This is a genomic window from Reichenbachiella sp., assembly GCF_039941815.1.
Classification (GTDB): Bacteria; Bacteroidota; Bacteroidia; order Cytophagales; family Cyclobacteriaceae; genus Reichenbachiella.
Genome location: NZ_JBDVDW010000050.1, coordinates 109,520 through 122,118, shown reverse-complemented (window position 1 = coordinate 122,118; position 12,599 = coordinate 109,520). Strand labels below are relative to the sequence as shown.

The following is a 12,599-nucleotide window of genomic DNA, read 5'->3' as shown; positions in this document are numbered from 1 at the left end:
GATTCATAATCCAAAAAAGCCAGCTAATCCAGCTGGCTTTTTTAGTCTGTAGACGGCATTGATAATTGGATTCTCCAGGTCAGGTTCTATTGGGATAGACACCATCCCAGTTGATAATATAGCTGGCGCATGCCCATGGTTGCATGTTTTCATGAGCAAGACCCGCTCCGGTGAGTCCACATTGACTACTTACTTCAACGGCTATATTTCCTTGCAACGCAGCATTAATATCCACTGCTTTCGGATTCATAGATGCAGTGGCCTGACTCGCATCTGTAGTATAAATGCTGTCTCCTGTGATCGCTTTAGTTTTGGCCAAAAAGGCATTATTGGGATCGGCACTATTGCCAGCCGTACTTGCACATTTGACTACACCGGTCGCACTTACAGTAAGGTTGTTTTGCACAGCAGGTGTATTGTTTATTACATGATTGTGCGCAGGAATCTCGGAGGTTTGTAGTGTTACCGTTTCTATACCACCTTGCTGCCCAAGTACCCTGGGACTCAGCCCTTTTCCATTGCCTTCGCCTATGAGTGTCCTCCCGCTATAATCTGGTAATCCAAAAGTGGTAGTACCATTGCCTCCATATTGCGACCCCAGCAACGAAGCTAAAGCAGGATATTGACTCATGGCTAGAATTTGACCCTGGCAGGCCAACCATCCCTCTGGGATAAAATTTCCTGCGAATAATTTGATTTCTGCTACGAAAGTTGACATAATGTAGATCTGTTTAAGTTTGAATTAATAAGTGCCCATCCAGGCGTTGATTGTTGAGCTGTAGACGAAAGTGTACATGTTAGAAGTCACGTCAGCGAAGGTGAGTGCAGAAAATGATCCGTTTGCAACAAGGAGCGATCTGCCATTTCCGTTGATTCCAGCACTACTACTATTTGTTACCAATATTAATAGTTGACCGTCAGTCGGTGAAGCTGGGAAAGTAGCCGTAAATGCCCCGTTGATAATCACAGTATGATCCGTACTCAGCAGCGTTGTATTGCCGCTGATTGTTTTCACCGATGAGGATGATCCTGATGGAGTATCCCAAGACACCGATGATCCATCTGTAGTAAGGTACTTTCCAGAGTTTCCTGTCTGAGCAGGCAGTTCGAGTTCATTGGTCACAGAACCATCCACTTCCGTGAATGAGGTCAAATAACCATTGTTGGAGACATAGGTATCCACCTGACTTTCGCTCAGTTGGGTATTGTCATCACCATCACTGATACCAGATGGTACATCCGACAGATCATTGAAACTCACAGTAGACCATGACGGGCTTGATCCATCTGTAGTCAGCATTTTTCCACTATTGCCCGTCTGTGTGGGTAGTTCTATTTCATTTGTAATAGAGCCATCCACTTCTGTGAATGAGGTCAGATAGCCATTATTAGACACATAGGTGTCGACCTGGCTCTCGCTCAATTGAGTGTTGTCATCACCGTCACTGAGCCCAGATGGCACGTCCGTTAAATCATCGAAACTCACAGCTGACCAAGCAGGACTTGACCCATCCGTAGTCAGCATCTTCCCACTATTGCCCGTCTGTGTGGGTAGTTCTATTTCATTAGTAATGGAACCATCCACTTCCGTGAAAGAAGTCAGATATCCATTATTGGCAACATACGTATCGACCTGACTTTCACTGAGCTGTGTGTCATCATCGCCATCACTCAGTCCTGATGGGATACTCGTCAAACTGGAAAAATCCCCATCAAAACTTTCGCTCGCAGGCACATCGGTCAAGTCATTGTAGCTGACGGTACTCCAAGCCGGGCTGCTACCATCGGTAGTTAGCACTTTACCTGAGTTTCCGCCTTGCTCCGGCAATTCGATTTCGTTGGTAGTAGAGCCATCAACCTCGGCAGTCAGGTAGCCATTGTCAGCGACATAAGCATCTACTTCGCTTTCGGTCAGCTGAGTGTCGTCATCGCCGTCACTAAGCCCCTCTGGTACGTCAGTAAGGTCATCATAGCTTCCGCTAAACACGTTTCCAGCGGAAGCAGCATACAGCGCATAGGGTACGCTTAGTAGCTGACTTGTGCCGGATATTGTATAGGATGTACCTCCTTCCGGATCCACTTCGGTTTTCATAAAGTGATCACCATTCGACCAGTCTATAGTCGAAAAATCTCCACTTACCACTGTACCAGATCCGATGGTAATTATGACAAGTCCATTTGGATTGCTGAGTGGCATATGTGTTTCTACATATTGTACGGTTCCGTCTGCTGTACCTTGTATTATGCTTATTTGCATACCTACGACCTCTCCGGCTAAAATTTCATTGTCGGCATTTCTTATGATTGCCTGGTAGCTCAGCTTGGTCGGAGCCTGCGCTTTCAACTGTTGAATGAGTAGCCCACTGGCGACTAACAGCATCAGTATTAGTATGGTAACGATCTTTTTCATGTCTCTATTTTTTAAAATTTTTGACGAGCACACTCAGCGTTGTCAGTTAGTATGAATGGCTCATGCTCGGATGAAATTATTTCTTGATGATTCTAAAAGTTTTGTGAATTCTTTTTCTGCTCTTGATCTGCACGATATAGATAGCCTCTACCAATCCCGACATTTGGATTTTTTCATTTCCGCTCCTTATAGTAGCACTTCTTAGTAGCGATCCATTGATATCAAATACTTCTGCCTGTAGAGGTTCAGATTGATTGACGATCTCAAACATTAGATAATCAATCGTAGGATTTGGATACGCATTGACTTCTAAGTCAAGCTTTATATCATTTGCCTCCAGTCCGGTAATAGTTGTTACCTGATAGGCCTGCTGCACGCCAAAACTTGCGGAGCCACTATTGGTAGAGTAGGACTCTGTCAGCAATTGCCCAATGCTATAGCTGATAGTGCCTTTAGACTGAGTAGTATATCCTCCAGCTGATGTTACAGCCTGTTGCCCCTTTAGTTCTGCCAGATTGAGCAGCAATAGGAGCACAATCGATAGTCTGCATAATTTTCTCATAGTGTACTTTTTGGTTTATACTGGTCATCCAGAACCGAAAGAGTAGTAAGTGCCCGAGTCAGGGCAGTTACTACATTTCAGTTCGCAATTGTTGCTATGGATTCAATTTTTTTAGCTTGAAATCATGACAAACTTCTGTCTATCTGTAGGTGATTCCGTCAGGCAAGAGGGGTATAATTGGCACTACCCCAAAAGAGGTATTGGTCGGGGAAAAAGGCTGTTTAGGGATGTGAGACAGCCAATATTGGCATCATTGAAGGGAGAGAATAATCCACCAGAGTGTACCCCGGTAGATTATTTTAATTGTGATACTAGCCGTTTACTGTGACAGTAGGATCCCACGAGAAATAACCGTGTACGATAGGCAGTCCGTTGGAATCTCTTGAGTAGAGGGCGAACACCACCTTGAAGTTTTCTACGCCTTCAGCAATCACACGGCCCTCATAAAACCAAAACTGCTGAGAGCCTATGTGAGCAGGCAAAACATTGACGCCAGTAGGAGCCACGCCATTTTTGACATAGGTAAAACTCATAAATGGACTGAAGACTTGGTCTCCGCCAAAACGGTCTATACCATAGATCAGCAAAGCATTTTCGAAATTGTCAGACGCTGAAGTTCCATGAAACCTTACATTGTCTCCCACCTGTGCCGCGAAGTTGAGATCAGCACCTCCCTGACCAGAAATCGAAGCCCCATCTGTGACGACCATATACTGGTATTGATGCCCGATGCCAGTGGGGTTGGCTGGATCAGTACTTGGGCTAGGGAAATCGTTGATGATTGCCTCTGTGTCGATTGTGACTTGAACATTGATGATATTATTCATAATTAAACTTTTGAAGTTGGTTCCTACTCTGTTTGACATCGGCTTTTCGGATATCGCCGGACCTTTTAATTGAAAAGGACTTGTCAAAATTGGGTTTGGTAGAACTCGATTCACTCAACTATAAGAGTTGGTTTTATTTATACCCCATGATGGGTAGTGCCTACCTCTTTGTGTTACTATTATTTAATGCACAATTATGAATTTTTGAGAATGGATAGGATTGATTTTAGAAACTGATACGCCTTATTCAAATATTTTTAATTGTACTTGTGGGGCGTGATAGAGCACCCTAAATTCAAGTAGACATTGCGATGGTATATTGTACAATACCTCTTTTGGGGTAGAGACCAGATTAATGCGCTACCTAAGTTTACGTCCAGTATGAACAAGAAAAATTAAAAACTAAACCTAATGGGAAATTCAAGACACATTTTTATTCAGATAGATACGAACAGTATCATCGCGCTAAACAATCCAAAACCAAAAAACGAAGACGTCAGGGCACATACCCTCATTTATGATCAAGGATCACTGGCACTTGGCAATGCCGTGAAAAATTTCACAATTAATGTTCAAACCGGTCAGGAGATTCATTTCAGCATAGTACCCTTAGAATTGTTCTCTTATGCTAAACTATATTTTACGGGATTTCTGGTCACTGAGGATACCGGTATAGAACTTCCTTCACAAGTAAAGCCTGATACTCATGTTTTGAGTTTTTCAATACCCATCGGAAATGTTCAAAAAAACGGAACTGCAGTGTTTTGCCTAAACGCAGTTCTTGAAACTCAGGAAGGTAAGAAAATAGACATTTGTATAGATCCGAGGCTTCAAACAGAACAGGGAGGAGGATAAGGGTAAATTGTAAACTAAATAGGTGTATGAAAATTTTTTTGATGGCGACAATAATTTTTATTGTCGCCATGAATTATCGCAGTCATGTTTTTGGTCAGAATCAGTCAAAGGCAGATAGTCTAAAACTGGTGTTGTTGGAGAACGACACCCTGTCGGTTATATCTAAGATTTCCACCTTAGATAAAATTGCAATATTCTCAGCCTCACCTGAAGAAAAATTGATCTTTGCGGACTCCCTATTGACTCTCGCCACTGAGGAAAATTTGAGTAATTATGTCTCAAAAGCATTTTTACATAAAGGGGTCGCTTATCGATTAAAAGGAGCTTTAAAAAAATCTCTAGAGCACCTTTTACAAAGTATAAATATCGCTATCGAAATAAATAATTACGATCTTCAGGTAAAAATTTATGGCGAAATAGCGACAACCTATTCGGCCAATGATGATTCAAAAAATGCCATTTTCTACGATAATATGGCCATTGAGGTACTGAGGCAACATGGAAAAAAACAACCCCTGGCTATCAATCTTCTCAATACAGGCTACAGTTATTACAACCTGGGTATACTAGATTCGGCTATGCTGCTCTACAATGAAGCCGAGCCTATTTTCGAGGAGGTCGGGCTCGCGATTGGCAAGGCGTATACGGTTGGGAATAGAGCGCTTGTTTATTGGAAATTGGGTGACCTGGATAGAGCAGAGGAAGATTTACTGGCGGCCATAGCCATGTTAGAGCCCCTTGGTGATCAGTATGGAATGGCAGATTATCACAATCAACTAGGGAGGATTTATCTAGAGCAAGATGATATTGAGAAGACCATTTGGCATACAGAAAAAGCCATTCAGATGGGTGAGGATCTGGGGTTGAAAGAACAGATCAGAGATGCTTCCCTTTTGCTATCTGAGCTTTACAATAGCAAGAAAAATTTTCAAAAAGCGCTGGAGTACCAAACCCAATACCTGCATTATAAGGATAGCATAGAAAATACTGAGCAGACAAAAAAAATGGCAGATTTGCGTACCGAATTTGAAGTCAATCTTCGAGAGAAGGAAATCGATCTCCTCGAAAAACGAGAGGCTCTACAGTGGACTTATATCGCCATAGCAATTGCTCTTTTGATTCTAGCGATAGTTTTGCTGCTCTATTTCAGACAAAGATTTCGGACAACCCAATTGATGGCTAGCGTGGAGAGAAAAAAGCAAAAAGATAGAATTAAAGATTTGCTGGGGGCGCAGGAGACTAAAGCACTACAGTCCATGGTAAAGGGGCGAGATAGTGAAAGACGACGACTGGCACAAGAGCTACACAATCATTTCGGAAGCTTATTGGCAACCATAAAAGTAAATCTCAATGGTCTGGAGACCACCAAGAAAGACAAACATAAAACCATTGCCATGCTAGTCGATCAAGCATGTAGTGATATTCGTAGCCTTTCACATACTTTGAATATGGGAATCTCCGAAAATTTTGGACTAGTGCCAGCACTCAGAGAACTTACAGCACATCTACAACAGTCTGGGGGATTAGAAGTAGAATTTTCTGCCGCGATGGGTGAACATCAATTGGATTCTGATAATGAAATCATTATTTATAGAATCATACAAGAGCTGGTAAGTAATGTACTCAAGCATGCTGAGGCTACTAAATTGTCCATTTCTCTTACTTGCTTTGAGGAAGAAAAATACGTCAATATCTTGGTGGAAGACAACGGAAAGGGGTTTGATCGAGATAAAGTCGAAATGGATTCTGACGGAATGGGCCTGGGCAGCCTCAAAGAAATGGTGGTTGGAATACAAGGCGATATTCGCTTTGATAGCCATCCTACCAGTGGTACAACAGTCAATATAGATTTGCCAATTACCTCTCAAGCCAACCTGATAACCTAAAAATGCCATGATAAAAGTATTAATTGTAGATGATCATGACCTATTTGCCGAAGGTGTTAAATCCATGTTTAATTCTGATGATGGCATAGAAATAGTCAGTCACACCAAAAATGGCAATCAGGTCCCGGACCTGCTGGATACTCTTGAGATTGATCTCATTTTGATGGACATTGATATGCCGATTCTGGATGGCATTGCTACCCTGGAACTGCTCAATTCCAAAGGGTATGAGAAGCCTGCATTGATGCTCACGATGCACCAATCCATGAAGCAGATCAAGGGCGCTCTGGAAAAGGGTGCGCAGGGATATATTTTGAAAGATGCATCGAAAGAAGATCTGGTACAGGCGATTGTTAATACCAGCGCGAGGAAAAATTATTTTCACCCAAAAATAAACGATCAGGTATTTGACTATTTCAGAGGCAAGAGCAAGACCAATACCGGACTGGCGGAGCTTTCGGAGCGGGAAAAAGAAATAATCCGCTGCCTTGCGGATGGTATGAATAGTAAAGCAATAGCCAACAGCTTATTTATCAGTGAGCATACGGTTAAAACTCATCGCAGAAACATAATGCATAAACTGCAGGTAAAAACATCTGCAGAACTAATTCGTCTGGCAATCGAAAAGGAAATAATCTAACTCAGTGTTGTATTTATTGGTCAGAGACCTTGGAGTAGGGACAAAAATTCGCTCTGTGCAGTCTGAGATCTGTCTTTTGCGTACCAGGTATGACTGAGCAATGAAAAATACTCATAAGAAAAATCATCTTTTGATTTCATTTCTGCAAGCATCTCCTGGATGGGTTTAGGGCGTGGGCCCCATGTACCGAGGACCTCTTTAGTTTCAGTATCCAAAATGACCAACTTAGGAATTGCCCTTCCTCCGTTAGTCAGATGACAATCCATCAATTCGAGATTTTCATCTCTCAGCAGCAAATGAAGATTTATATGCTCGTTCGATTCTGCAATTTTGTTTACCAGAGGCAAGTTTTGGGCGGCATCGCCACACCAGCCTTCGGTCAGAGCCACCCAGGTTTGGTCCTTGTCTATTTTATCTATAGCCACTTGCAGGTCATCGGACAGCTTTATGACCTTATCCCACTTTTTCATTCTTTGGAGATTGAGCTGCGAGTAGTTGATCATGCTTTCTGAATGATTAGACCCTGTTGCCTTGTTTTCTTTTAGCAGATTTTCTATCAAAGTCCTGTACGATTCATAACTCAGACTTTTGTCTATTAGCTCAGGTGTGATTCTGTCCTTGCAAGTATCCATATCGATGTAATTTCCAATTTTCGTGTCATAACCAATCTATTGTAGGAATGGTTCAAGTTCATATTTTAAAGAATTAACTAATCCTCTAGTCTATAGAAAACCGAACCTTTTGATTCAGTTTTAATGGCTGCTGAGCGTAGGCTAGTATGGGAGAGGAAGAGAATTTTGTTTTCAGGAATATGTGATAGTGCATACCCATGAATGGTGCTGAGATCACTGAGGCATCGAATTTTCCATTTTCACTAATTTTAATCTCCTCAGGCCGCTTGAGGATAATTTTTCCATCTAATTTCAATTCATTTACTGGTCCTAGAAATTTCGCAGCATAGTGTGAATGAGGTCGCTGATAGAGGGTTACAGGAGATGCCATTTGTTCAATCTGCCCATCTCTCAGCAGGATAATCATGTCAGCTGCAGCAAGTGCTTCGGCCGGATCATGACTCACCAATATTACAGTGATCTCGAGAGACCGGAGTATTTCAATGATTTCTTGTCTGATCGCTATTTTCATGGGCAGGTCCAGGTTACTAAACGGTTCGTCCAGCAGCACCACATCAGGATCATCGGCAATAGCAGCCGCAATCGCAATCCTTTGTTTTTGACCTCCTGAGAGCTCACGAGGCATCCGCTCAGCATAATCTTGAAGTTGGCAAAGCTCCAGCAATTCGGCAATACGACCGTCTTTATCGGCAGGAGAATAATGAGATATTTTCTTCCCTATATTATCGCTTACCGTCCAGTATTCTTGAAGTTTGAAATCTTGAGGTACATAAGCTATGTTTTCATATCCTGGTACAAGATGTTTAGCTGGGCCGGTGATTTCTTCATCGCCGACCCGTACTTCACCTTCATCGGCATCCTCTAGTCCAGCTATGATTTTCACCAAAGTGCTTTTACCCGAACCACTCTCCCCGAGTAGATAAACAACGCCTCCCATTTCTATTTCAAAAGAAATATCCCGCAAGGCTGGAATTGAGTTTTGATAACTTTTATAGACTTGAGATACTTTTATCAATGGAGAATTGGTGGAAGTGTAAAATTTAGTTTTACCCGTTGCTCTGGAGGGCGACGCTAGAATTTATCTATTTAGTTAATATAAATGGTGAAGATCGTACCCTTACCTGGTTTGCTTTTTACCGAAATGTGGCCGTGGTGGTGGTCAATGATGGTTTTCACCAAGTACAACCCTAGTCCATTGCCGTCATCTGTTGGGTTCAGCTGTTTGAAAGGTTCGAGTATTTCCACACCGCTCACGTTGGAATCAAACCCGACGCCGTTGTCACGGATTTCTAATACGGTATGTTCATTGTCCATATAGGATTCTATCTCGATTTCCAACAGGCGATTGGGACTGCTATATTTAATGGCGTTTGTAATCAAATGCAGAAAAATGATTTTTAATTGGTCAGCAGGATACCTTACGGAAGGACATTTTGCAAACCATTTAGTGACGATCACATTCGAATCCTGCATTTTATCAGCCAATTGTTTTTCAACTTCACTTAAGACATTCTCGAAGTACAATAATTCAGGCTTGATTTTGAGGTTTTCTCTCAAATCGTTGACCTCATTGAGCGCATCCACAATAGAGTAAACCCGATGCGCAGAAGCCTTTGCTTCCTCAAGTCTTTTGTCAAAACCATCAGAACCCTTTTCCAGGCGCTCAAGAATGCTAATCAGTTCTAATGTGGGCGATTTCAGATCTCTTGCCGTGCTATTCGAGAAATGAATATGCCTTTCGATTTCTTCATTTGCATCCTGTAGCTTGACAACCATTTCGTTGAAAGTAGTGGTGAGCTCCGAGGTGAGTCCCGACGGTGGTGAAGTCACTTGCACCGATTTTTCGCCCTTAGCTATTTTTTTTACGCCTTCTGTAAGGTTTTCAATGGGAATTGTATTCTTGTTACCTGAGATGAAAGCGATTACAATCGAAGCCATCACAAAAAAACAAGTGAATAATACGACCAATCTAAGGGTGGTTCTCTCTTGTACCTCGATGGAGTTGATGGCATGCTCGGTATATTTTTCTATTTGAAGCAAAACCCTTTCTACCTCTTTATTGAATTTTTCTTCTTCGGCCTCCACATCATCTACCCTGATGATGGCCTCTGTGATTTGACCGTCTATGAGGAGATCAATCACCGCCAAAGCATCTCTTTCGTAGCTGAGATGTTCTTTCTCCATCTTTTTGAGTGCGTTGAGAAGATCCTTCATGATGATTCTTTGATTGTCCGATAGTGCCTCGCTGATGCCAACTTTTACCTGCTCTTCGGCGTGTACCAGCTCATCATCTACAAGAAGGGCAAGGCTTCTGAATAGACTATCGGCCAGTTCAAAATTCTTCTGAGCATTTTCATATTTGCCTATTTCTTCGGCAAATCGAACTGCTCTTTCAAAATTTATAGATTGTTCTAGTTGATGGGTTTCGATATTTGTCATCGCTTCGATCAGCGGCACATCTATGCGTGCTACTTCATCGATGGAATTGTGACTGCTATAAACACGCATCATACTAAAGATCCCAATAGCAATCAATAACACGATGAGGAATAGGCTAGCTCCCGAAATGTGCTTAGATAAGTTCTTTCTCACTTGTCAATCAACTTTGCGTTAATAAATCTTTGCAATTATACAGCCGAATCAATCGGACATGTTTTGGGTCTTAAGTGTGGATTTTAAATGTACTATATTTTGAGGACTCTGCGTATGGAATTGTTTAAATAATAGTTGGAATATTAGATTCCGACAGGAATAAAAAAATGCGATGGGAACCACCCATCGCAATTTTCATTATTAACTGTATTACATGATTTATGTTTTTATTGGGCCGCAAGACTGACTAATGGTCTATTTGGAGCTATATATTCTTCCAGGGACATCACATCTGAGTAGACCGCCTCAGCTCGATCACGTAGATTGTAGTTGGAGCTGAGTACTTGCCCATAAGCACCTGCGGATCTAATCACCAAAAAGTCTCCTCTTGAGGTTTTTGGTAGCTCAGATTTTCCAAAAGTGTCCGAGCTCTCGCAGATAGGACCTACTACATGATAGCTTTCCTGCTCACCAGAGGACGAAAGGTTGTCTATTTTATGGAAAGCATTGTATAGAGCTGGACGCATGAGATCGGTCATGCCAGCGTCAATAATCGCAAAATTGGAAGCGGCCCCTTTTTTGACATAGAGAACTTTGGATATCAAGGACCCCGCTTGTCCTACTATAGAACGGCCTAGCTCGAAATGTACGGTTTGGCCGTCCTCTACATTTAGAAATTTTTCAAATACCCTAAAGTATTCTTCGAAGTTGGGTACTAGCTGAGATTCGGGATCAGAATAATTGATGCCCAACCCACCTCCGACATTGATATGCTCAAGAATGACTCCTCGCGCTTTAAGGCCTTCTGTCACACGATTGGCTTGCTGGCATAAGTTGGCAAAGGGGTTTAAGCTTAATATTTGAGAGCCGATGTGAAAGTGAATACCTTTCAGCGCAAGGTTTTTATGTTTTAAAATTTCATCTACCGCTGTATCGATTTCTGAAATCGGGATTCCAAATTTGTTTTCATTTAGCCCCGTTGTGATCTTGTGATGTGTATGCGCATCTACATTAGGATTGATCCTGAAAGCGATATTAGCTATAGTATCATGCTTCTTTGCTATCGCATCGATGACTTCCAGCTCTTCTATAGATTCACAATTGATACTATGAATGTTATGTGAAATGGCTAAATCCAATTCCTCATCAGACTTGCCTATTCCAGCCAGGACAATTTCTTTTGGCTCAAATCCAAGAGCCAACGCCTTTTTTATCTCATTACCGCTGACGCAATCCGCACCCAGGCCATGTTCCTTTATGGTCTGAAGGATGCGATCTTCGGCATTAGCCTTTACCGCATAGTGTACCTTGAAATTCGGGTTTTGAATAGCAGCTGTCATGCTTTCGAGTGTTTGATTCAACAACTCAAGATCATAGTAGTAAAAAGGCGTTTTCAATGACATTTTTTATTTCAATTAATAATTATTTATTCAAATGTATTTTTTATACCAGGTGCTGTGAAATAATTGTTATAATTATTCATAATATTTGCACTTTGTTAAATATTTAACGACATGAAGAAAATATCAGACATCGTAGAAGAGGGCATAAGGAAGATGCCTTTTATCGAGGAGGCGATGACCGCAAACTTGATCAACTACTCATCACTCGCCAGACTACTTCAGCCCTATGTATCAAAGGAGCTAATGAAAGAGGCTACAGAAGCCTCTATTCTAATGGCCCTTAAACGGCGGTCTACAATGGGGACTAATGCACTCAACTTAAATCCAAAAAATTTTAGAGAGCACATCGGAGATGTATTTGTTCGCTCTGGGCTGTCCACTTTCACCTATTCCAATTCGCCGACACTGACAGAAAATCAAACGAAATTGCTGCATGAGGTTCAGAGCTTGCCTGACACCTATTGCTCGTTTACGCAGGGCATGTACGAACGTACCTTGATAGTCAGTGACAATATTATTGATCGGGTGAAAAGAATTTTCAAAGACGAAAATTACCTGACCGGAAATAACCAACTCAGTTCGGCAACAGTCATGTTGAAAGCATCAAATATTCGGGCCTACGGACTGTACTATTACATTTTCAAAATGATAGCCTGGTATGGGATCACGGTCATAGAAGTCATCTCCACTTCAAACGAATTCTCTATCGTAGTAGAACAAAAAAACATCAATGACGCATTTTCTGTTTTAATGAAAATCAAGATGGACGACGGAGGAATCTAGTATAATTGA

Annotated in this window: 12 protein-coding genes; 4 read left to right on the top strand and 8 right to left on the bottom strand. The window is 41.8% G+C overall.

From position 1 onward, the window contains the following. Window positions 1–79: 79 nt before the first annotated feature. The 4 genes from ABJF11_RS11380 to ABJF11_RS11365 all read right to left on the bottom strand — a co-directional run bounded on the left by ABJF11_RS11380 (window position 80) and on the right by ABJF11_RS11365 (window position 3,799). Window positions 80–718, bottom strand: a complete 639-nt coding sequence (locus ABJF11_RS11380; protein ID WP_348119976.1) for a tail fiber protein — start codon at window positions 716–718, stop codon at window positions 80–82. Window positions 719–742: 24 nt separating this feature from the next. Further along, on the bottom strand, window positions 743–2,410 hold the full coding sequence (locus ABJF11_RS11375; protein ID WP_348119975.1) for a hypothetical protein: 1,668 nt from the start codon (window positions 2,408–2,410) through the stop codon (window positions 743–745). Window positions 2,411–2,486: 76 nt separating this feature from the next. Further along, window positions 2,487–2,972 carry a T9SS type A sorting domain-containing protein gene (locus ABJF11_RS11370; RefSeq protein ID WP_348119974.1) on the bottom strand — a complete coding sequence of 162 codons (486 nt, stop codon included), beginning with the start codon at window positions 2,970–2,972 and terminating at the stop codon, window positions 2,487–2,489. Window positions 2,973–3,283: 311 nt separating this feature from the next. Beyond that, window positions 3,284–3,799, bottom strand: a complete 516-nt coding sequence (locus ABJF11_RS11365) for an inclusion body family protein (protein WP_348119973.1) — start codon at window positions 3,797–3,799, stop codon at window positions 3,284–3,286. Between the two features lie 411 nt (window positions 3,800–4,210). Here ABJF11_RS11365 and ABJF11_RS11360 point away from each other — a divergent pair, with 411 nt between their 5' ends. From ABJF11_RS11360 to ABJF11_RS11350, 3 genes are read left to right on the top strand one after another with little or no spacing between them, the layout of a single operon-like run. After that, entirely contained in the window at window positions 4,211–4,654 is a 444-nt protein-coding gene (locus tag ABJF11_RS11360; RefSeq protein ID WP_348119972.1) for a hypothetical protein, read from the top strand. A 41-nt stretch (window positions 4,655–4,695) separates the two neighbouring features. Beyond that, window positions 4,696–6,540: an ATP-binding protein gene (locus ABJF11_RS11355; protein WP_348119971.1), complete on the top strand. Its 1,845-nt coding sequence runs from the start codon at window positions 4,696–4,698 to the stop codon at window positions 6,538–6,540. A gap of 7 nt (window positions 6,541–6,547) precedes the next feature. Next, window positions 6,548–7,180, top strand: coding sequence for a response regulator transcription factor (locus tag ABJF11_RS11350; RefSeq protein ID WP_348119970.1), 633 nt, complete (start codon window positions 6,548–6,550; stop codon window positions 7,178–7,180). A gap of 20 nt (window positions 7,181–7,200) precedes the next feature. Here the strand turns inward: ABJF11_RS11350 and ABJF11_RS11345 are convergent, their stop codons facing one another. The 4 genes from ABJF11_RS11345 to lysA form a co-directional block, all read right to left on the bottom strand. Further along, complete coding sequence (locus tag ABJF11_RS11345; RefSeq protein WP_348119969.1) at window positions 7,201–7,812, bottom strand: thioredoxin family protein; 612 nt, start codon at window positions 7,810–7,812, stop codon at window positions 7,201–7,203. Between the two features lie 85 nt (window positions 7,813–7,897). Then, entirely contained in the window at window positions 7,898–8,827 is a 930-nt protein-coding gene (locus tag ABJF11_RS11340; protein ID WP_348119968.1) for an ABC transporter ATP-binding protein, read from the bottom strand. A 71-nt stretch (window positions 8,828–8,898) separates the two neighbouring features. Then, a complete protein-coding gene (locus ABJF11_RS11335; RefSeq protein WP_348119967.1) occupies window positions 8,899–10,404 on the bottom strand; it encodes a HAMP domain-containing sensor histidine kinase in 1,506 nt (501 codons plus the stop codon). A 227-nt stretch (window positions 10,405–10,631) separates the two neighbouring features. Beyond that, entirely contained in the window at window positions 10,632–11,807 is a 1,176-nt protein-coding gene (gene lysA / locus ABJF11_RS11330) for a diaminopimelate decarboxylase (RefSeq protein WP_348119966.1), read from the bottom strand. 111 nt (window positions 11,808–11,918) lie between these two features. On the opposite strand from lysA, the gene ABJF11_RS11325 reads away from it, so the two are divergent. Beyond that, a complete protein-coding gene (locus tag ABJF11_RS11325; RefSeq protein ID WP_348119965.1) occupies window positions 11,919–12,590 on the top strand; it encodes a hypothetical protein in 672 nt (223 codons plus the stop codon). Window positions 12,591–12,599 lie beyond the last annotated feature (9 nt).

What these genes read in the sequence shown, in the direction of transcription:
- lysA (WP_348119966.1), bottom strand. Translation starts at nt 11,807, where the DNA reads ATGTCATTGAAAACGCCTTTTTACTACTATGATCTTGAGTTGTTGAAT.
- ABJF11_RS11365 (WP_348119973.1), bottom strand. Translation starts at nt 3,799, where the DNA reads ATGAATAATATCATCAATGTTCAAGTCACAATCGACACAGAGGCAATC.
- ABJF11_RS11375 (WP_348119975.1), bottom strand. Translation starts at nt 2,410, where the DNA reads ATGAAAAAGATCGTTACCATACTAATACTGATGCTGTTAGTCGCCAGT.
- ABJF11_RS11360 (WP_348119972.1), top strand. Translation starts at nt 4,211, where the DNA reads ATGGGAAATTCAAGACACATTTTTATTCAGATAGATACGAACAGTATC.
- ABJF11_RS11345 (WP_348119969.1), bottom strand. Translation starts at nt 7,812, where the DNA reads ATGGATACTTGCAAGGACAGAATCACACCTGAGCTAATAGACAAAAGT.
- ABJF11_RS11370 (WP_348119974.1), bottom strand. Translation starts at nt 2,972, where the DNA reads ATGAGAAAATTATGCAGACTATCGATTGTGCTCCTATTGCTGCTCAAT.
- ABJF11_RS11325 (WP_348119965.1), top strand. Translation starts at nt 11,919, where the DNA reads ATGAAGAAAATATCAGACATCGTAGAAGAGGGCATAAGGAAGATGCCT.
- ABJF11_RS11355 (WP_348119971.1), top strand. Translation starts at nt 4,696, where the DNA reads ATGGCGACAATAATTTTTATTGTCGCCATGAATTATCGCAGTCATGTT.
- ABJF11_RS11380 (WP_348119976.1), bottom strand. Translation starts at nt 718, where the DNA reads ATGTCAACTTTCGTAGCAGAAATCAAATTATTCGCAGGAAATTTTATC.
- ABJF11_RS11350 (WP_348119970.1), top strand. Translation starts at nt 6,548, where the DNA reads ATGATAAAAGTATTAATTGTAGATGATCATGACCTATTTGCCGAAGGT.